Here is a 19,840-nt window from a genome sequence, read left to right as displayed (position 1 = left end):
GGAACGGGGAGAAGCGGATGCAGGCGCAGGAGCGGGTCGCCGAGCGGTACGAGTTGACGTACCCGCTCGGCCGAGGCGGAATGGGGGAGGTGTGGGCGGGCTTCGACGAGAAGCTCGATCGGCCGGTCGCCATCAAGTTCCTTCGCCAGCTCACCATCCCCGAGAACGAGCGTGAGACTGCGGTCGAGCGCTTTATGCGCGAGGCACGGGTCACCGCCCGACTCGACCACCCCGGGGTACCCAGCGTTCACGACGTCGGATACCACGGCGAGGACATCTACATCGTCATGCAGCTCGTTCCGGGCATGGTCCTCGCCGATTTACTGGCCGAACGCGGTTGGCTCTCGGTACCGTGGGCCGCCGCAATCGGCGCCCAGATCTGCTCGGTGCTCGCCACAGCGCACGCCGCCTCCCTGGTGCACCGCGACCTCAAGCCGCAGAACCTAATGGTCACCCCCGCGGGGTCGGTCAAGGTGCTTGACTTCGGGGTCGCCGCACTGCTGGGAGCGGATGTACCTCGGCTCACCGCTACCAGCCACACCCTCGGCACCCCCACCTACATGGCTCCCGAGCAGGCACTCAATAGCGCGGTCGGTCCCCGAGCAGACCTTTACGCGCTGGGCTGTGTCCTGTTCGAGGTATTAACGGGCAACCCGCCGTACCGCGCGGACAGTGCACTCGGGCTGCTGCACCGCCACATGAACGATCCCATCCCAGTGGTCACTGAACAACGGGCCGGTGCGCCTGACGACCTCGTGCAACTCGTGAAGCGGCTGCTCGCCAAGGATCCTCAGGACCGGCCTGGTTCAGCCGCGGAAGTGTACGAAATCCTGGCGCCCCTCGGCGCGGTCGAGCACGAGTTGGCGGGCCACCTCGCGATCGCCGTTGCCGACGGTCAGCCGATCGACCCGACCATGCCTTACCGGTATCCCTTCGGTCCGATACCGCCTCGGTCACCGCTTGCCCCGACGCGGGTCGACATCGTTCGGCCACGCGCGGCGCCGCAGGTGATCGAACCGCCGACACTCGATGAGCTGACCGAGGTCGAGGAACGAGCCTGGGCACTGGCCGAGGAGGAGCGTTTCACTCAAGCCGCCGCTCTCCTCGAAACGGCACTCCGCCCGATCCTGCACGGCCACGGCGCGAAGCAGCCCCGGGTTCTAGAACTGCGACTCAACCTGGCCAACCTTCACGTCCTTGCCGGCGCTTTCCGGCAAGCGCTGCCAGAGTTCACCCGACTTGTCACCGACCTGGCCGAGCGGCCGGTCCCCGACCAGGAACTGATCTGGCATTGCCGACAACAGGCAGCTACATGCCAGGCCGAGCTTGGCGAGGCACCCGAGGCGTTGCGGGCGTTGCGCGATTTGTTGGCTGACCAGCAGCGCCTCGCAGGCGCCGACGCGCCAGAGCTCTTCGGCCTTCGTCACCAGATCGCGCTGCTCACCGCTGGTGTCGGCGATACCGCGGAGGCCCGTCAAGAGCTTCAAGACTTGCTCGTCGATGTTCGCCGTATGCAAGGTTTGGATTCGCACGATGTGGCGGAGATCGAGGCGCTACTGACCCACCTCATGCGTCTTGGTGAAGGAGCGCGAGAGGAAAACCAGAAGGAGAACGATGGCAATCCCTGATTTCCAATCCTTCATGCGGCCGGTGCTTGATGCCCACGCTGACCAGAAGCCGCACGCCGTGACGGAGATCCGGGAAGCGGTGGTGAGAGCTCTCGCCATCACGGATGAGGACCGGAAGGTGCTGCTGCCGAGCGGGCGACAGCCTCGGTACGCCAACAGAATCGCCTGGGCGATCACCCATCTGGCGCAGGCAGGTCTCCTGCGTAGGCCGACGAGGGGCGTCACTGAGATCACCGGTAGGGGTCAGGAAGTCCTAAGGGAACACCCCGAACGCGTAGACATCAGGATCCTCAAAGGTTTCGCTGAGTATGTCGAGTTCCGTACCCGTGCGCGGGTGCGACCGCCGGGGGCGCCCTCGGAGGAACAGGCCGAGGACTCGAACGTCGAGACGTTGGCGCCTCGGGAGGCAATCGAGGAATTTATCGAGACGGCCCACTCGGCGGTTGCGGCGGAACTACTCAGTCGAGTGATCAGCCAACCGCCGGAGTTCCTCGAACACCTTGTGCTGCGCCTTCTCGTCGCAATGGGTTACGGCGGCTTGGAGCGGATGACCGAGCACATGGGGGGACCAGGCGACGGTGGGCTGGACGGGTTGGTGCGGCTTGATCCGCTAGGTTTGGACGTCGTGTACGTGCAGGCAAAGCGCTACACCGATAAGCCCATCGGCCGTCCCGACATCCAGGCATTCGTCGGAGCGCTGCACGGTGTTCAAGCCAGCAGAGGCATTTTCATCACGACGAGTAGGTTCAGCGCCGACGCGAGAGATTACGCGGACCGGGTGAACGCTCGGCTCATTCTGATCGACGGCCCGGAGCTCGCTCGATTGATGATCGGCCACAGCTGTGGCGTCGTAACCGAAGAGACGTACGTCCTGAAGCAGATCGACGAAAACTTCTTCTCAGAGGAATGATCGAGGTCGCCCTTAGCGCTGCACGCGGCGTCCGTGCAACGCCAGCGTGAGAGTCACGGGCGTGGATCGACCGTCCGTAGCATGTTGACAAGACCGCCGATGGCCTGCAGTTGATCTGCAGTCAGTGGGTCCGTGGAGAAGTGCATAAGGTCGTTGCGAATGTGCCGCACAGCCTTCAGGGCGTTGAGAAAAAGTTGCTGGTCTAGGCGCCACCTGAGCCGACGAAAGACGTCCTCGGGCTTGAGTAGGTGCTCGTAAGCGCCGAGAGTCAGGTCGGCTGCAGAGTTGGTCTTGTTCGGCTTCATCGATGCGCCGCGGATCTCGTCAAGTGTGAAAGCCTCGTCAACGCGGCGTCGGAGGCGACGTTCGATCTCTTCGATCAGGGCCACCGGGCGAGCCATGGTCGCGAACTGTTGCGTTAGGTCGGCTGTGGTGACGATGCCCGTGATGGCTCCGTCGTTTTGACCTCGAACCAGCACATATCCGACCTTGTAGATCTCGTCGACCTGGGCTAACAGGTCGGCGTCGTGATCGACGACGCGGACCGCGACCGTCGCGTCGTGCAGTGTGGCCTCGCGGTTGGCGAGGTGTGCCTTGGCGATGGACTCCCAGCTGACCGCGCGCACCCCGCCAAAGGCGTCAAACACGGCCAGCTGTGAGTAGTCGTGGGCGAGCATGTGCGTTATCGCCGCCGCGAGCGTGTCGTCCGTGCTCACGCTGAGGACCGGCCGGTTCGCCGATTCGAGATCGCCGATCCGGAGCGACACGGGTGGAAGATCCTCGGCGGCCACCGCTTCGGCGGGCGCTGGGACTCGGGAATCCTCGATCGGTCGGACGACGTCCGGCTCCGGCTCCACGCTGACCGGAACCAGCTCGATCGTATTGTCGATCCAGCCTTCGGTGAATGGAGGGCGAGTGGTGAGGCCTCGATCCGAAAGGTCCGCTTCGATCTCCGCCACCACACCTGCGGTTCGACGGCCGGCGTTCCACATCGCCAGGAAGTCTCGGATGCTCAGGCGAGGAGCGGACGGTGCGCTCTCGTCGCCGGCGCGATCGAGAAGCTCATCGCGAGTAGCGAAAGTGTTCTCGCCCGCCTCGCCAGGATCCCGACCGGGATCGGCGCCGTGCTCGGCGAGGTGTGTGATTCGGCGAACGGCGTCATGCCTCCGCAGTTCAAACACCGTCAACAGCGAGCCCATCGAGCTGTGCAGGTCAGGAAGGATGGCGCTACGTGATACATCGGTACGTAGCCAGGTCATGGGTCGGACGTGGCGGAAGCCCAGAGGCGCGTCGGCACGATATTCGTATCCGCCGGTTACTTTGCCTATCGCAAGCTGCTCGCGTCGACGCAGTGGGACGACCAGCAGGTCGTTGACCTTGATTCGGTTGATGAAGCGCCAGAGCTGGCCGGTCCAGTTGGCTACGACGGCGCTGTTGCGGTCCGGATAAGCATTGCTCACGAGATCCCGAAGCTCGGCGCGGGTCTCAACGGTCGAAAGGTCTCCGAGTTCGGGCCAACCTGCGATGGCCAGACCTTCGCGGAGTGCCGCGTCCTCACGTTCGCCGTCCCGCCCGGCTCGAACCATCCACGCCGCAGTCATAGTTGATCCCGTCCGTTTCGGAGACCCTGCGCAGCGATGGTAGTCCGACGCGGCCGGAGGCGATGCCCCTGTTTTGCCGCTAGCCAGCCAGCTCGTGCCCTGGGATGGAAGTGATGATCGCTCGAATCGGATCTTGACTTAGCCTGCCCGACCAGTGGCGGTGGAGAGCAATCGTCGCCAAGCATCACGCGAGAACGACAGGGTTGGTCCGGCCGGGTCCTTCGAATCGCGGACCGCGACGACGCCGGGGAGGTTGGTGGCGACCTCGACGCAGTTGCCGCCGTTGTCACCGCTGCGGGTGCTCTTACGCCAGACGGCGCCAGTCAGATCAGTCATGCCGCATCTCCCCGGTGATCCTCTTGATCATGTCTCTTGATTCTGCCGCGCCAAGCGCGAGGGCCGCCAGTCCTCTCCAGGTGTCCTCGTAGGCCATCAGCTCATCTGGCTTGTCCAGGTAGAGCGCCCCGGTCAGCGACTCGCTGTAGACCACCGAGGGCTCGGGCGCACTCCGGCCACCGTTGGTTGTCGGGAAGTCGAGGATCACAAACGAGCCAGCGACCGCTCCAGGGTGCGGCCCGGCAGCGAGCGGCACCACCTGCACTGAGACGTTCGGCTGCTCGGAGACTTCGAGCAGATGTTTGAGCTGGTCGGACATTACGCCGTGGCTACCGACCACTCGGCGGAGTGCCGCCTCGGAGAGCACTGCGTCCAAGCGTGGGGGCTTTGGCAGTCGACGCCTCAGCAACGCCTGTCGTTGTAACCGCACCTCGACTGCTTGCTCACGCTCCTCGGGGCTTAGCCGACTCCCAGGTTGAAAGAGTCCAAGGGCGTAGGAGCGCGTCTGGAGCAAGCCGGGAACTAGTGTCTCGCCGTACTCCCGCAGTCGGGCCGCAGCGGACTCTAGACCCACGTACAGCTCGAACCAGTTCGGCACCGCATCGCCGTACGCGTGCCACCAGCCCTTCGACTTCGTCTCCACGGCCAGCCCGCGCATCGCCTCGGTCATCTCGGGCGACACCCCGTACAGCTCGCACATCGCCTTGACGTCGAGCACCCGGACCGAGCCCTGGCCGCATTCGAGGCGCCAGATCTTCTGCCGGCTGTATTCGAGGGCCTCGGCGGCGGCGTCGAGCGTCACGCCGGCCTCGTTTCGGAACTGCCGCAGCAGCCGGCCGAGTTGCCGGCGCGGCACGGTCGATCCGATGTCGTCGGGCATCCGCACACTCCCTGGTTCCAGCACGCAACACTGCGTGACCTGCTCCTGCAACTCCTACGGGTTTCGGCAAAGAAAGTCAATGCACAACAGCGAAATCGCGGTTTAGAACGTTGCGTTTCCACTGCGGACTGTCGCAGGCTGGTCACAGCACGGCGGCCGGCCGGTCCCCCCGAACGGCCGCCGTGTTCCCCGAACACCCCTCGCCCCTCGGCATCAGGAAAGCAGGCAGACATGAACGCCAACAACCAGCGGCCAGGGGCGGCGAGCGGCGGCGCGACCTATCGCTCCGCTGCGTACACAAGTCTGCTGCCGTGGCAGGTGCGTGAGCGTCGATTCATGCCGACCGGGCTCGGGCGTCGCGGTTTGAACCCCGACAACGTGTACGCCTTCCTCGACCGGGTCGCCGTCGACATGGCCGCCGTCTACGCCGCTCTCGCCGAGAGCCGCCGCGAGACGGCCCGGATCAAGGCGGCGTTACGTCGCTGGCAGACCGATCAGGCCGGCGCCCGCAACGAACGGGACCAGATCCGATGAGTCAGCGGTACGTCATCCACCTGCCCATCGTTGCCACCGACCTGCCCGCCGCGCAGCGCCTGGCCCGGGTCATCGGCCGTTGGATGCTGGTGCTGCCGATGACCGATCCGGGGGAGACCACCGTCTCCAAAGAGGACCATCAGCTCGTCCGGCACCGGGTCTTCTGTGACCTGCGGCTGCCCGGCGGTCGGCGTTGCCTGCTCCGCGCCGACCACGACGGGCCCTGCTCCCGCCGCCTGCGCCGTTGATAGCCGGTCCAACCCGAGATACCTGCGGCGCGGGTGCGCGTGCTTTTACTACTGGTCAGGGCATAGGCGGTACCGATCCTACGAGTTGTAGTCACGCATGGCTATCGATCGATTGCAGGATGTGCTCGGCGTGAAGCGCCGGTAATCCTGAGGGGCCAGCCCACGGCAGCAGGGGGATTCATGGGTAGTCCCGCACGTCGCCGTCATACGCCTTCCAGTGAGCGTCAGCTACGCCTGGTGCCAGATCCCACCGCCGAAGCGGTGGCTGCCTTCGGTGCCCGAGTCGCGAGAAGACCGGTCGAGGCGGTGATCCCGAGGATCAGTTGCGCAGTCCTCTGGAAGAGTTGCTTCGTCGCATGGGCCGGCACCTGGGAGTCGACGCGGTTCCCTACGGAGAGGTCCGGCTCGACGTGGTGCGTGCGCGCCCCGACTTCGCCGTGGACGTTGGGGGAGTCCGCGTCGGGTACGTCGAGCTGAAAGCCGATGGGCGCGGGATCCCCTCGACCTGGCATCGCCCCACGAAACGTGAGCGCCTGCAGTGGGAGAAGCTCAAGGCCCTACCGAACGTCCTCTACTCCGACGGCACTGCCTGGGCGAGATACACCTACGGAGAACTGGCTGGCTCCGTTGTTCACCTGGAGGGCGACCTCTCGGGCGGTCGGCGCCCGCTGCGGGCGAATGGGTCCGAGTTCGAAGCCCTCATCCAGGAGTTCCTGCTGTGGCAACCCGAACAGCCGCGAACCCTGGCCCAGCTCATCCGGATCGTCGCCGGGCTGTGTCGGCTGCTGCGCGACGAGGTTGGTGCGATCCTCGCGGACCCCACCCGTGATCTGGCCCACGAGGAGTTGTCGCTGCTCGCCGATGACTGGCGTGACCTGCTGTTTCCCGATCTGGATGACGCCGGCTTCGCGGACGCCTACGCCCAGACCGTCACCTTCGCACTGCTCCTTGCCCGCATCGACGGAATCGTCTTCGACGAGACCCCGATGCACGAGATCGCCCGTCTGCTCGGCAAAAAGCACTCCCTCATGGGCCGGGCTTTGGCGGTGCTGACCGACAACGACGCCGCCTACGAGCTTCGGATGATCGATACCTTGTTGAGGGTCATCGGTTGTGTGGACTGGAGCACCATCGACAACGGGCGGGGCGATATCCACGCCGACTTGTACGAGCGCTTCTTGTCCATCTACGACCCCACGCTGCGGCGGCGCAGCGGGTCCTTCTACACGCCACAGCCCGTGGCGGGTGCGGTCGTCGACTTTGTGGACGAGATTCTGCGTGACCGGTTCGTTCGTTCGTGGGGGTTCGCCGCCCATGATGTCACTGTCGTGGATCCCGCCATGGGTACCGGAACCTTCCTAGTCGAGGTGTTACGAGCGGTCTCGGCGACGATCGACGCCAAGCAGGGTGCGGGCGCGCGGGGGCCACGGTTGCGGCAGTTCTTCCAACAGCGTCTCGTCGGCTTCGAGATCCAGGCCGCGCCCTACGCCGTCACCGAACTTCGGCTGCACCAGGCGATGAAGGCGCAGTTTCGTACCGAGCTTCCCCCGTCCGAGTACCGGTTCCTCACCGACGCGTTGGAGGATCCCGATACTCAGCAGGGTCGGCTGCGGGCGGCGTACCGGGTCATCGAACGCTCTCGCCTGGAGGCAAACCGGATCAAGCGTGAGGTGCCGGTCATGGTCGTGGTGGGCAATCCCCCGCACGTGGAGAACACGCGGGGGCGGGCACCGTGGATCGAAGAGCGGCGGAAGGCGCCCCTTCTTCCGGGGACCCGTCCGGATCGGCCCTCGCTTGACGAGTTCCGGGTGCCCGGCGGAGGCCGCTACGAGTCGGACCTCTACGGGCTGCCGTGGTGCTTCTGGCGCTGGGCGTTGTGGAAGGCCTTCGAGGCTCACCCCGGCGAGCCGCAGGGGGTCGTAGCTTTCGTGACGCCGTCGAGCTTCGTCAAGGGCAAGTCCTTCGAGGGCATGCGGGAGTACCTCCGGCGGACTTGCGACGAAGGGTGGATCATCGAGCTTTCTCCTGAGGGGAACCGGCCGCAGCAGCACACCCGCCTCTTCGGGCCTGAGGTCGGGCGGCAGCTGTGCGTTGCGGTGTTCGCCCGCTACGGCCAGGGCGACCGGACCACGCCGGCGACGGTTAGGACCGTGTCACTGAACGGCGCGAGGGAAGACAAGCTCCTGCGGTTGCAGGAGCTGCGCCTCGCCGATCCGGGGTGGCAGCGGTGCCGCGCGGACTGGCGGGCACCGTTTCTGCCGGATTCCGACACCGACTGGCAGCGCTACCCGGGACTGAAGCAGCTCTTTCCGGAGTCGTCCCGCGGTGTGACGGCAGGACGGACCTGGATCTACTCCCCGGACGCCGACACCCTGCGCCGTCGCTGGCGCAGATTTATCCAAGCTGGGGAGGGCCTGCGCCGACGGATGCTGCCCGAGTCCCGGGACCGCAAGCTCGACAGCGTCGTGCGTCCGCTGCCCGGGATGCCGGCCCCCGTCGGTCCGCTCGTTGCGGAGACGGGCCCGCCGCCGGCGGCGGTGCGAGTCGCCTACCGCTCGTTCGACCGACAGTGGGTGCTGCCGGACAGCCGGCTCATGGTGATGCCACGACCACCGCTGTGGGCAGTCCGGTCGCCACACCAGGTCTACCTGACCGAGCAGAACAGCCATCCAATCGAGAGCGGCCCGGGCGTCACCTTCACCCAGCTGATACCCGACCTGGATCACTACAACGGCCGCAGCGGGCGGGTCTTTCCGCTCTACTGCGACACCTCGACAGAGCGACCGAACGTCACACCAGGGCTGTGCGCAATGCTGGCCGAGACGCTCGGTACCGAGGTGGCGGCCCGCCGATGTGATGGCCTACGTCGCCGCAGTCACCGCCCACCCCGGCTACACCGAGCGGTTTCGGCAGGAGCTGCAGCACCCCGGCGTTCGGGTGCCGCTGACAGCGGATGCCAACAACTGGGCCGAGGCGGTGTCGATCGGTCGCGAGGTGTTGTGGCAGCACACCTTCGGGCAGATCAGCCTGGGCGAGCGCCCGATCTCGTTCCGCGACTTCGTTGACGAGGCGGCGCCAAGGGTGCAGGCGGCGATACCGGACGAGCCGGGAGCCCTCCCCGACAGCATCTCCTGGGAGGCGGACAGCGAGACGTTGCTGGTCGGCAGCGGGCGCATCGCTCCCGTTCACCGTCGAGTCTGGGAGTACGACGTCGGTGGGATGAGAGTTCTTCGGCACTGGTTCAACTATCGCTGCGCACACCAACGCCACCGACGTCGCTCCACTCCGCTGGATGACGAGGAGCTGAACCGGTGGGGCAGCGACCTGACCGACGAGCTGCTGGAGATCCTCGCGGTACTCGGCGGTTGCGTGGCTGTGGAACAGCGGCAGGCGGACCTACTGGATCGCATCTGCGCCGGTCGGCTGATCTCCGTGGCAGACTTGGCGGCCGGTGGCGTCCTGCCGATACAGGGAGCCGCCAAGCTCACCACGGTTGACGAAGGGCGCAGCCCGAGATTGTTCTGACGGCTTCCCGTCGATGCACCCTTCCGATCGCTTGCGGAACCTCAACAGGCGTAGCAGTGCCCGCAGAGCAGCCGTCGTACCGTCTCCGGATTGGGGCCCTCACCGCCCCAGCGCCTCGTCGCAGGTGACGGCGTATCCGCTCTGGTGCAGCTTCGCCAACAGCTCGCGCCCGTGCCGATATATCGGGATCGAGGATGTCGCCGTAGCGCGCCGTGTTGATTCGCCGTCTGCTCCGCGCTGAACACCGCGGCCCCAGCACCCGCCGCCTGCGCCGCTGACAAGACAAGCATGTCGGCTATCCGTCACTTCGCTGGCCGCGTCGGATTGGTCTGCTTCCGTAGCGCGGTGGATCTCATGGACCAGCCGAGCGTGGGGAAGCGCTGGTGACCGCGATGCTTGGTCCGGCGTGGACGCTCAAACCCGACACCCCGGAGGACACCGGCCGCCAGCCGCTCGCCGTGGAGACTGTGATCGGCACGCACGCGGCGGCGCTGATTCCCGGCGTCATCACCACCACCCCCCACGCCCGTTACCTGGCCCTGCACGCCCGCCTCGCGATCGAGGCACAGCGGCGCGGCTGGACCGACAAGACGGACCTGGAACGGTTCCGTGCGCTGGTCCGCCGCGCCGAGGTCGTGCTGGGCGCGGTGTCCGTCGCGCACGGTGAGGCGGACGACGACCACCACCTACGGGCGGGCTCCTTCGGGTCACACGGCGTGAACACGATTCGGCCGGAACTGGACCGGCGGCGTGCCGTCGATGTCGGTCGGGTGGCCGACGCGTACAGCCGAGTGCCTAGCGGTTACCTGCAGACGTACGCGGGGATCGAGGTGGTGCTCGGCCTCACCGATGGGGGGCGGATTCCCCTGCCCGGGCCGGCGGCCGACGCCGACCAGCTCGCTGCCCTCGATGAGGCGCTGAGCGTGGCGGAACGGAGGAGGCCGCTTTCCGTGGCGGACCTCGACGCCCTGCGCCACTTGTGCGTGTGCGCCATCGGCGACGCCCCCGACGGAGCGTGCGTGCGGAACGCCTACTTCGGCGACCGCGGCCACCTCGACTACGCCGGAACCCATCGGCGCAGCGCCGCGCTGTTGGTCGGGGCGCTCACCGGCGAGCAGATCGATGCGGAGTCGATCGACATGTCCATGGACCGGTGGTGCTGCTTCCGGCCGGGGCTGCTGGAGTTGGTGGGCGAGGACCTGCACCCTCATGCCCTCGTTTGGCGTGGTGCGCTGCTGCGCAATTGGTCGGTCTGGGCGTGGCGGCTGATCTGGGCGCGGTTGGTGTCGCCGTTGTCCAGCACCGGCACCCTTGAGCAGGCGATCGCCGAATTCGTCCGCGCTCTTCCGGACGCAACCGTCCGTGAGGTGCTCGTCGACGGACTTCCTCCAGTGGTCGACCACGTCGGTAACCCATTGCCGGTCGAGCACGACCTGTACCGCGACGCGCTCGACGTTGATGACTGGACGGTGCTGGGAATGCTGCGGCTGCTCGCCGTCGGCGCCCGACGTCTGGACCATCTCGACCCGGTCACCCGGGACGCCTTCGTCGGCGCATTCGCCGACGACCTGGGACCCGGCTACGTCGCCGCGTGGCTCGACCGCGACGCCGACCGCCCGCTGGCCGAGGCCGTCTCCGGCCTTGCGGCCGCGCTGTTCCACCGCGCCGAATCGGTGAGCCGGCAGAAGATGCAGTGGACCCGGTACGGCCTGCGCCTGCCCACCCGCCTGCGGCGCGTCGGCGATCGGTGGCGGCTGGAGGGCCGGGAGGGCCGGGGGGCGGTCTCCCTCCGGCTGCCGACCTTCACCAACGTCATGCAGCAACTGGATGTGGTCGCCCACGACGGCGGGATCTGGCGTCCCGGCCGGCACGCCCGGGAGGTAACGTCGTGACGCCGTGGGAGGACCTGCGAGGAGCCGCTCCGCCGGCGCTGCTGCGCGGCCGGCCGCTCGCCGACGCCGAAGAGGTCCTCGTCCTTACGTACACCTGTGACCTGTCCTTCTTCGAGGACGTCTGCCTGCGGGAAGCGCAGGCCGTCCGCGCCCGTACCACCATCCTGTACGACGCCGAACAGCTCACCCAGGGGCCCCGCCGGGCCGATTACCTGGCCTTGCCGGTCGTCTGCAAGGGAGGCGGGGCCTTCCACCCGAAGCTCGTCGTGATCGCCTCCGAGACGGACGCCGTGGTTGCGATCGGGTCCGGCAATGCCACTCCGTCTGGCTGGCACCACAACGCCGAGGTCTGGACGCTGCTGCGCGGCGCAGGCCAGACGGTGCCGCAGCTGTTCCATGACCTCGCTGCCTGGCTGCGTCGACTGCCCACCGCGGTCTGGGTGGAGAACCTCGGTCGCGAACGCCTCGACCGAGTCGCGGCGCTGCTTACCGCCCGTCCGGCGGGGCAGGCGCCCGGCCAGCCGGTGCTGGTGACGACGGCGGTACGGCCGATCGTCGAGCAGCTTCCGGTGCCGAAGACGCACGTCACGTCGCTCGCGGTCGCCGCCCCGTTCTTCGACCCGCGGGCGGAGGCGCTACGCCGGCTGCTCGACCGCTTCGGACCCGACGAACTTCACCTCCTCCTCACCCGGGACGTCCAGTGCGACCCAGACGCCCTCGGCCGAGTGGTCAAACGTGCGCCGACGGGCGTGGTCGCCACCCCGAGAAGCAGCCGCTATCACCACGCGAAGATCGTGGAGTGGAGAACGGCCGACCAGTCGTGGGCGCTGACCGGCAGCGCAAACTGCAGCATGGCCGCCCTGGTCAGGACCATGGCCACGGGTGGCAACTGCGAGCTCGGCCTGCTCACCGAGACGGCCCCGTTGATCGACACCGGAGCCGCCCACGAGGTGGACCTGGCGCAGCCGGCGATTCTGCACGTACGGGAACCCGGCGAACGCGTCCCGTCGGAGGCGGCCCTGCGCGTGCTCGGGGTCCGGGTCGACGCCGAGCGGGTGGAGGCCACGGTTTTGGTCGACACGGAGTTGGCCCCGGCATGGCTCATGGTCGACGGGCTGAGGCTCGACCACCACCACAGCGACGGCAAACTCCACCGCTACGTCGGTGTCCCGGCTGCCGACCGGTCCCTCGTATCCGGTGGGCGAGCGACCGTGAACGTAGAGACGGACATGGGCGTCGAAGTCCGCGACGTGGTGGTGACCGACGTGACTGCCGCGCTGTCGCGCATCGACCGCCCGTCCCCGCTGGAACACACGTCGCTGCCGCTCGTCATCGCCGACCAGGCGCACCTGGCCGCGCTCGTCGAGGCGCTCGCCTATCTGGCCTCGGTCCGCCCGGACGGCATCGCCACCCCGCCCGGCATCAACCGGCGGCGCCAGGTGGAAGGTCGCATCACCGCGGCCGTCGGGCCGGCGCTGCTGCGTTTTACCCTCGGCGTGGACGGCCGGAGCCGGTCGACGCCAGCCGACGAAGAGATCTTCGACGACGCGGACGAGGACAATGGCGCTTCGCCCCGGGTCGGGCAGGAGGAGCAGAGAACGACGGCGGAGAGGCCGCCGGCCCGGGCGGAGACTGTCGCGACGGTGCTGGACGCGCTCACGCCGGGCCAGCGCACCCGACTACGACGTGAGATCGAAGGACTGGTCGACGCGTCGGAGGGATGGTCGCTACCGGCGAAGCTGGCCGTCAGCCGACTGGTGCTGACCTTGGTCGCCGGCGGGCTCTGGCTGGATCCGAGCGACTGGTCCGACCTTCTCTACTGGGTCGTGCTGCAACTATGGATGACCGACCAGGAGGAGTGCCTGGACGACGAGCAGGCGGCCCTCGCCACCATCGGGCTCGTGGCACTGCATAGCGGTCTTCACCGCCGGATTGAGTCGGACAGCGAACTCGTCGAGCAGTTCGAGGAGCTACGGCAGGCGTATGTGGAGTGGACCGAATGGCTCGCGGCGGTGCCGGTGGAGACGGTCCGCCGGTACGCGGCCGGCCTGGGCGGACACACCTTCGGTCTGCTGTTCGGGCAGAACGACTTCGTGGCCGAGCTCGGCTGGATCCTGGGACGCTCGGCGTTGCACGACGCGGTGGACCGGCTCATCGGTGCCTGGCTCGACAGTGGTTCCGTCGTGCGCGTCACCGGCGGCCGGACCACCCGTCAAGCCGTCATCTCCGCCCTCGACGCCCTGCGCGACTTCCCCGACGTGCAGGTGGCGTCGGAGGGTGAGCCGGCGGTGCACGGCTGGTGGAACGGGCGACGCCTGCTGCTGGTCACCCGGACGGGTGCCACGTGGCGGGCCGAGACCTGGTCGAACCTGATGACCGGTATCGCCGCCTACTCGCGCGGCACGCCGTTGCGCCCGCCTGACCGGCGCTTAACGGCGTCCGGGCCGGACGACGCCTTCGGAAGTCAGAGGACCAGCCCATGAGCGAGCCGGACGAAGGGAACCAGACTTCGATGAGGGGCCTCACGATCGCGGAGCGGGTCATGCAGGAGTTGCTGCGTACCAGGACGCCGCTCGACGACGACGAACTCGCCCGACGGCTCGACGTGCAACCGCGGCAGACCATCAACCAGGTGTGCCGCCGGTTGGAGCAGAGCCGTCGGATATGCAGATACGCTGGGCCCACCGGCAAGATTGTGAACGAACTCCCGAGGGAGGGCGGTACGGCGGCCCCGATCGTGCGGCAGGAGACCCGGCCGGCACCGGCCGCCGGCGACAGCGCGGTGCAACGGCACGCCGAGAGCGTGATGCTCGGGCTGCTCGGCGTACGGTTGCGCTGCGCGCTCAGCCCTCGGCGATTCGTGCTGGAGGATGGGTCCCGGGTCGAGGTCGACGGGGCGGATGAGAACCTGACCGTCCTCGTCGAGGCGTGGGCGCACCAGGGGCCGCCGAAGTCCGCGCAGAAGCATAAGGTGCTCGCCGACGCGTTCCGCCTGATTTTCGTGGCGTCGTCGCTGCCGACCTCGCCGCGCCTGGTGCTCTGCCTCTCCGACCCGGAGGCGGCCCACCACTTCACGACCGCGCGCTCCTGGGCTGCCGCGGCGCTGCGCGGGTTCGGGCTGGAAGTCGAGGTGGTCGAGCTGCCCATGAAGGTGAGGTCGGAGATCCTCGCTGCCCAGCAGCGTCAGTACCGTTGAGCTCGGGCATCGGACTTCGCGCGCTCAGGGGAGCCTTCGCCGAATAGGTCGCGTCCACCACTTCCTTGAACAACGCTTGACGTGGACCCCGACGGGAGTTGGGCAGCCCGACCGGGTTCAGCTTGCGAAGAGCATTCTCGTCGGGAACTCGCCGCTGGACCGCCAAGCCTTCACGATCTTTGCCGTTATCGCACCTGCCGCCGAGTTGAAATCACCATCTTCGACACTGGCATCCAGGGTGCGTGGATCGATTGTCAGGATCCGGTCGAACTTGTCATCCAGCCCGAACTCGTATCGGACCTCACCCCCTGTTGCTTCCACGCGCCGGGCGGTCACCATCATCCCCATGTTCTAGCCCCCAACGCTTGAGTGGTCCTCATAGGTCGGCCCTGGTACGGACGTCTCCCAGTCGGACACCTGGTTGGCGGCAAGATGTGCTTCCCGGTATGCCGCCTGGGGATGTTCCCGGTAGTAGCGCAATTCCGCCAATTCGTGCTCCAGTAGTGCGTAATCCTCGGGCAACGGACTGCCTCGCCGCAAGCGTAACCATGCTTCAGCCATGGGTGGGCTCGGATCGTATCGTTGTTGGATCATCCCGCCCGCGTAGTCATCCATCGGGTGCTCGTCAAAGAAGATGTGTCGGCGGATCTGCTCGATCTCCTCCTGCGAGAACCCTCGGGATCCGTCGAGACGGGGGGCGTCCGTGACATGGCGAGCGATGACGCCGGCATCGGCCCGTTGACGGATCGCCTCGTACGCCTCCTCCGCCCAATGATCCTGTCGTCCGTAGTCCGCCAGATTGCGAGGCCGAGTGGTATGACCGCCATGGACCCACCGTGCCCCATCAGTTGCGCTGCCGGGGCCCGCATCCGGCGCGTTCCGACTGCGCCCCAACGCCTGCTTGAGTTTGTCGATGAGGTCGCCGAGCCGGCGCATCTCCGGTATCAGCCGCCGCAGGCTGGCCAGCAACCCGCGCAACAACCGTGCGATCCGCGCCCCCCACGACGCCACCAAGGTCGTCACCTGCTCCACCACCAGCGGCGCGGCCAGCCCACCGGTGATGAGGAGCTCGCCCGCGTACACGATGATGCGGGATACGCAGGTGGCGATGGCGTCGCGGACCAGGAGCCGGACGGCGGCCACCAGGCCGGCGGCGCCCTCGGTGATCGCGGCCATGGTGTCGGCGCCCTGGGCGAGGCCGGTGATGGCCTGTTGCTGTTCGTTGGCCCAGGCCCGGTAGGCGGGGCCGGCACTGCCGCCCCAACCGGCGACGTCGCTGCGGATGGCGCGAGCCAACTCGGTGGCGTCGTCGCGGAGCGACCCGGCGACGTTGCGCCAGGTCTGGGCGTGCGCGGTGATCTGCGCCGGGTCGCCGGCGAGCCAGTCCAGCGCCTCGCTGAGCGGCTTGACGTGTTCGATGAGCCAGGCGATCCCGTACTGGAGCAGGGCGCCGACCGGGTCGGAGACGAGGGCGAGGGCGTCCAGGCTCGCGCTCACGACACCGAGGCTGCCGTCGATCCAACTGCCGGTCCGGACGCCCTGGGCGATGAGTTCGATGTCCTCGCAGATCCACACGCCCGCCCAGGCGCTGGGCGGGGTGTCCGCAGCGGCGGCGACGAGCGGGTTCGACGTCACGGGCGCCGCCGCACCTCATCGAGCTGGCGCTGCCGCACCCCGTCGAGTAGCTGTTTGGCGTGGGTGTCGGAGCTTCGGTAGCGGTCGGCGCCGACCCGCAGCTTGCCGGCGGTGTCCCGCACAGACTCGGCGGCCGCGCCAATGCTGTCGACCAGGGTTCGCTGCAGGCCGTCGAGCAGCACCGGCATCATCGCGCAGAGCTGCCCGTAGGCGTCGGCGCCCAATCGGACGTGCTGGCCTGCCTGCTGGGCGGTGTCGAGGCTGCTGGCACAGCGATCGAGGCGTGCGGCGTGGGCGGTCAGGTCGTCCGGGTCGACCTGGATGCCGTCACCGACGGGCATCGTTTGATCCCTGGTCGGGGAGGAGCCGGCTGCGGTACGAGTCGATGATGGCCTGGACGCTCGGGTCGTCACCCGATGATTGGGTAGCTGCGTCGCTGACCTGTCGGAGCAGGTCGGCGCGCGCGGCAGTGGTGGTCTCCAGGATCTGCCGAGCGGTGTGGGCGGCGGGCTGTTGCCGGATGCGCTCGTCGAGCCGTAGGTCGATCAGTAGGCCGGCCGAGTCGACTGTGACGTCGACGGTCCGATCGGGGTTGCGGGCGGTGCCGGTCAGGCCCCGCATCGCCGCCGACAGAGTCTTGGCGCGTTCCGCCCGCTCGGCGAGCGACGTCTCCCACTCGTCGAGCCGGCGCTCCGCCGCGTCGAGCGCAGCGTCGTCCGCCCACACGTCGACCCTCCCCAGGGGACCCCTGCCGGCGGCAACCGCCGACATCACCGGCACGCTACCAACCAGTGGCGCTGCGTGTATGCCCTCAGTGTGAACCCTCGCGCCGCCCCGTCGATCATGGAGTTGTGGTGGGCAACAAAGCGCCCGTTGTGCTGCTAAACCGGGCACCACAACTCCATGATCGACCGAGCCGGGCCGCGATCTTGCGCTTACTGTCGCGACAAATGAGTCAGAATCCAGCATTTCGACGACCGCAACTGCAAGATCGGCGCGGTGGGGCGGATCGGCGCGGTGGGGCGGATCGGCGCAGCGGGGGCACCACGGGCATTCGTTCGTATCATTTCCGCATGACGCGGTTCAGTCGGCGGGCGGTGTTGCTGGCTGGCAGTGGGCTGCTTGTCGGTTGTTCACCGCAGCCTGCGGCGGATGAGGTCCACCTGCGACTGGCTACCGGGCCGGCGGGGGCGGTCTACCGGCGGATCGGTGGGGCGCTGGCTGAGCACATCTCCGAGCAGGTGCCGGGTGTCACTGTGACCACGGTGCCGAGCGGGGCGTCCACCGACAACATTCGGATGCTGCGGGCCGGCGAGGTGCACCTGGGGCTGACCAGCCTGGACGCGCTGATCACCAGCGACGGCAGCGCGCCCGGGGGGCTGTCGGCGATCTGCCGGCTCTACGACAGTCATCTGCATCTCGTGGTCATGGCCGGTTCGGCGATCGGCGAGTTTCGGGATCTTGAGGGCAAGCGGGTGTCTCTCGGTGCGCACGACTCGGGCACGGAGTTCACGTCGCGGCGGGTCCTGGAGCTCGGCCCGCTCAAAGCCGACGGCTGGAACCTCAGCCAGGCCGGGTCGGCGGGGGCGCTGCGCGACGGCACGATCGACGCGATGTTCTCGCTGACCGGCGTCCCCACGCCCGCCATCACCGAGTTGGCGCAGCGGCACCCGATCCGGTTGATTCCGTTGGACGCGCAGGCGGACGGGCTCTTCACGGCGTACCCGGGTCCCTACGCCCCGGCGATGATCCACGCGGCCGCCTACGCTGGCGTCCCGGCTACCCGCACCGTCGCAGTGCCGAACGTGCTGCTGGCACGCGACGACCTGCCTGACGACCTGGTCTACGCCATCACCGACACCGTCTTCCGGCACACCGGGGCGATCACCTCCGCTGGTCGTGACGGCGCCGAGGCCCTTCCGGAGGCGTGGCAGATCAACGTGCGTACCGGGATCTCCACCGCGTCGGTCCCGCTCCACCCGGGCGCGGCGGCTTGGTTCCGCGACCGCAAACGCTGACTACGGCGGTTGTCAGGCCGGCGTCGACGCGGGTGCGACTGGCAACACCACCACCGCGGCCAGCCCGTGCCCGGACCCGTCCGGGCGCGGCAGGCCCTCCTCCAGCCGCAGCTCACCGCCGGCCGACCCGATGAGGTCGGCGCAGATCGCCAGGCCCAGGCCGGTCCCGGACACGTTCTGGTGCCGAGGGGAGCGCCAGAACCGTTGCAACGCCTGCGCCCGCTCGGACACGTCGATGCCCTGGCCGTCGTCGCTGACGGCGACCGTGACGGCGCCCGGGCCAGCGGAGACGACCTGCGCGGTCACCTCCACGGCCTGCGCGTCGGACAGCCGCAACGCGTTGCTGATCAGCTCGTCCAGGATGCTGCCCAGGCCGCCCGGTGGCTCCAGCAACCACAACCCCGGGGGTACGTCGACAGTCAGCGTCTGCCCGGCCGTGGCGGTCAGGGCCCGCCACCGGTCCACCCGGGTCGCCAGCACCTCGTCGAGGTCCACCGGTGACGCCGTCCGGAGGCTCTCCATCCGCGCGCTGGCCTGCAGCGAGTTCAGCATCCGCTGCATCGCCTTGAGTTCGTCGACGGCGACGTCGTACACCTGCTGTCCGTCGCCGTCGGACCGCAGGTGTGGCGCGAGGCTCTCCACGGCGAGCCGGAGGCTGGTCAACGGGTTGCGTAACTGGTGTGACGCGTCGGAGACGAAGGCGCGCTGTCGCTGGGCGGCGTTCTCGACGGCGTCCATCATGGTGTTGAACGACCGCGCCAGCCGCCGCAGCTCGATGGGGCCGGCCTCGGCGTCGGCGCGGATGGTCAGGTCGCCCTCGGAGATCCGTGAGGTCGCCGCGTCGAGTTTGCGCACCGGCCGCAGCACCCACGCCGACACCGGCCACGCGACGGCCGTCAACGCGAGCAACGGCAGCAGCCCGAGCCCGGCCAGCCGGGCCCAGCGTACGAGGATGAGCTCGCGCGTCCGGGACAGGTCGGAGATCGTCACGACGGCGCCGACGACCTCACTGTCCCGGCCGACCGGCTCCGCCACGACGAGTGCGGAGTCGTCCCACGGCGCCCACTCCCAGGACGGTTCGGAGCGCGCGCCGGCAAGCGCTGCGGTCACAATCCGGGGCAAGCCCGCCTCGGCGCGCGCCGCCTTCTGGTACGCGTCGGTCGGTCCGAGCAGCACCGCGCCCGACGTGTCGATCAGCGCGACCGGGATGCCGTAGAGCTCGTGGTACCGCGTCAGCTCCTGCTGTAACGCCTCGGTGCGGCCTGTCGACAGCGCGGTCTCGGCCAGCGAGGCGAACCGGCCGACGTCGTTGAGACGGTTGACGTACGTCTCCTGCATCTCGCGTTCGGCCACTGTGATGCTGAGCGGCACCCCGAGCGCCGCGACGAGCAGCACCGCGAGGGGAACCAGGACGACGAGCAGCCGGCGGTGCACGCG

General features: G+C 68.1%; 17 protein-coding genes and 1 pseudogene. 10 read left to right on the top strand and 8 right to left on the bottom strand.

Features of this window, described 5'->3' with window-relative positions; translation table 11 throughout:
* The first annotated feature begins 17 nt into the window (after window positions 1-17).
* Both AB0C20_RS00970 and AB0C20_RS00965 read left to right on the top strand, forming a co-directional pair.
* On the top strand, window positions 18-1,628 hold the full coding sequence (locus tag AB0C20_RS00970) for a protein kinase (RefSeq protein WP_357566952.1): 1,611 nt from the start codon (window positions 18-20) through the stop codon (window positions 1,626-1,628).
* Window positions 1,579-2,538, top strand: a complete 960-nt coding sequence (locus tag AB0C20_RS00965; RefSeq protein WP_357566951.1) for a restriction endonuclease — start codon at window positions 1,579-1,581, stop codon at window positions 2,536-2,538. The genes AB0C20_RS00970 and AB0C20_RS00965 overlap by 50 nt, the downstream gene beginning before the upstream one ends.
* A gap of 53 nt (window positions 2,539-2,591) precedes the next feature.
* Here the strand turns inward: AB0C20_RS00965 and AB0C20_RS00960 are convergent, their stop codons facing one another.
* The 3 genes from AB0C20_RS00960 to AB0C20_RS00950 all read right to left on the bottom strand — a co-directional run bounded on the left by AB0C20_RS00960 (window position 2,592) and on the right by AB0C20_RS00950 (window position 5,355).
* The gene (locus AB0C20_RS00960) at window positions 2,592-4,139 is read right to left on the bottom strand and encodes a CBS domain-containing protein (RefSeq protein WP_357566950.1); all 1,548 of its coding nucleotides are present in this window, start codon (window positions 4,137-4,139) and stop codon (window positions 2,592-2,594) included.
* 138 nt (window positions 4,140-4,277) lie between these two features.
* The gene (locus AB0C20_RS00955) at window positions 4,278-4,475 is read right to left on the bottom strand and encodes a DUF397 domain-containing protein (RefSeq protein ID WP_357566949.1); all 198 of its coding nucleotides are present in this window, start codon (window positions 4,473-4,475) and stop codon (window positions 4,278-4,280) included.
* Entirely contained in the window at window positions 4,468-5,355 is an 888-nt protein-coding gene (locus tag AB0C20_RS00950) for a helix-turn-helix transcriptional regulator (protein ID WP_357566948.1), read from the bottom strand. The genes AB0C20_RS00955 and AB0C20_RS00950 overlap by 8 nt, the downstream gene beginning before the upstream one ends.
* A gap of 231 nt (window positions 5,356-5,586) precedes the next feature.
* Between AB0C20_RS00950 and AB0C20_RS00945 the strand changes: the two genes are divergently transcribed.
* The 7 genes and pseudogenes from AB0C20_RS00945 (at window position 5,587) to AB0C20_RS00915 (ending at window position 14,750) form a co-directional block, all read left to right on the top strand.
* A complete protein-coding gene (locus AB0C20_RS00945; protein ID WP_357566947.1) occupies window positions 5,587-5,889 on the top strand; it encodes a DivIVA domain-containing protein in 303 nt (100 codons plus the stop codon).
* Window positions 5,886-6,137: a hypothetical protein gene (locus AB0C20_RS00940; protein ID WP_357566946.1), complete on the top strand. Its 252-nt coding sequence runs from the start codon at window positions 5,886-5,888 to the stop codon at window positions 6,135-6,137. Before AB0C20_RS00945 ends, AB0C20_RS00940 begins: the two co-directional genes overlap by 4 nt.
* Window positions 6,138-6,493: 356 nt before the next feature.
* Window positions 6,494-8,965, top strand: a pseudogene (locus AB0C20_RS00935) (type ISP restriction/modification enzyme); the annotation flags it as partial.
* 28 nt (window positions 8,966-8,993) lie between these two features.
* The gene (locus AB0C20_RS00930; RefSeq protein WP_357566945.1) at window positions 8,994-9,662 is read left to right on the top strand and encodes a type ISP restriction/modification enzyme; all 669 of its coding nucleotides are present in this window, start codon (window positions 8,994-8,996) and stop codon (window positions 9,660-9,662) included.
* A 383-nt stretch (window positions 9,663-10,045) separates the two neighbouring features.
* On the top strand, window positions 10,046-11,554 hold the full coding sequence (locus tag AB0C20_RS00925; protein ID WP_357566944.1) for a hypothetical protein: 1,509 nt from the start codon (window positions 10,046-10,048) through the stop codon (window positions 11,552-11,554).
* Complete coding sequence (locus AB0C20_RS00920; protein ID WP_357566943.1) at window positions 11,551-14,037, top strand: hypothetical protein; 2,487 nt, start codon at window positions 11,551-11,553, stop codon at window positions 14,035-14,037. The genes AB0C20_RS00925 and AB0C20_RS00920 overlap by 4 nt, the downstream gene beginning before the upstream one ends.
* Before the next feature lie 29 nt (window positions 14,038-14,066).
* A complete protein-coding gene (locus AB0C20_RS00915) occupies window positions 14,067-14,750 on the top strand; it encodes a hypothetical protein (RefSeq protein ID WP_357566942.1) in 684 nt (227 codons plus the stop codon).
* A 117-nt stretch (window positions 14,751-14,867) separates the two neighbouring features.
* Here AB0C20_RS00915 and AB0C20_RS00910 read toward each other — a convergent pair whose 3' ends face one another.
* Genes AB0C20_RS00910 through AB0C20_RS00895 form a run of 4 tightly spaced genes read right to left on the bottom strand, consistent with a single transcriptional unit; the run spans window position 14,868 to window position 17,111 of the window.
* A complete protein-coding gene (locus AB0C20_RS00910; RefSeq protein WP_357566941.1) occupies window positions 14,868-15,092 on the bottom strand; it encodes a hypothetical protein in 225 nt (74 codons plus the stop codon).
* A gap of 9 nt (window positions 15,093-15,101) precedes the next feature.
* Window positions 15,102-16,385, bottom strand: a complete 1,284-nt coding sequence (locus AB0C20_RS00905; RefSeq protein ID WP_357566940.1) for a WXG100 family type VII secretion target — start codon at window positions 16,383-16,385, stop codon at window positions 15,102-15,104.
* Window positions 16,382-16,726, bottom strand: a complete 345-nt coding sequence (locus tag AB0C20_RS00900) for a type VII secretion target (protein ID WP_357566939.1) — start codon at window positions 16,724-16,726, stop codon at window positions 16,382-16,384. The genes AB0C20_RS00905 and AB0C20_RS00900 overlap by 4 nt, the downstream gene beginning before the upstream one ends.
* Window positions 16,713-17,111, bottom strand: coding sequence for a YbaB/EbfC family DNA-binding protein (locus AB0C20_RS00895; RefSeq protein ID WP_357566938.1), 399 nt, complete (start codon window positions 17,109-17,111; stop codon window positions 16,713-16,715). Before AB0C20_RS00895 ends, AB0C20_RS00900 begins: the two co-directional genes overlap by 14 nt.
* Before the next feature lie 347 nt (window positions 17,112-17,458).
* Between AB0C20_RS00895 and AB0C20_RS00890 the strand changes: the two genes are divergently transcribed.
* The gene (locus tag AB0C20_RS00890) at window positions 17,459-18,403 is read left to right on the top strand and encodes a TAXI family TRAP transporter solute-binding subunit (RefSeq protein ID WP_357566937.1); all 945 of its coding nucleotides are present in this window, start codon (window positions 17,459-17,461) and stop codon (window positions 18,401-18,403) included.
* A gap of 12 nt (window positions 18,404-18,415) precedes the next feature.
* Here AB0C20_RS00890 and AB0C20_RS00885 read toward each other — a convergent pair whose 3' ends face one another.
* The gene (locus tag AB0C20_RS00885; RefSeq protein ID WP_357179911.1) at window positions 18,416-19,837 is read right to left on the bottom strand and encodes a HAMP domain-containing sensor histidine kinase; all 1,422 of its coding nucleotides are present in this window, start codon (window positions 19,835-19,837) and stop codon (window positions 18,416-18,418) included.
* Window positions 19,838-19,840: the final 3 nt, after the last annotated feature.

Source organism: Micromonospora sp. NPDC048843, from assembly GCF_040649965.1.
Taxonomy (GTDB): domain Bacteria; phylum Actinomycetota; class Actinomycetes; order Mycobacteriales; family Micromonosporaceae; genus Micromonospora; species Micromonospora hortensis.
The sequence above is the reverse complement of the archived record's forward strand: the minus strand, read 5'-3'. Positions and strand labels throughout refer to the sequence as shown.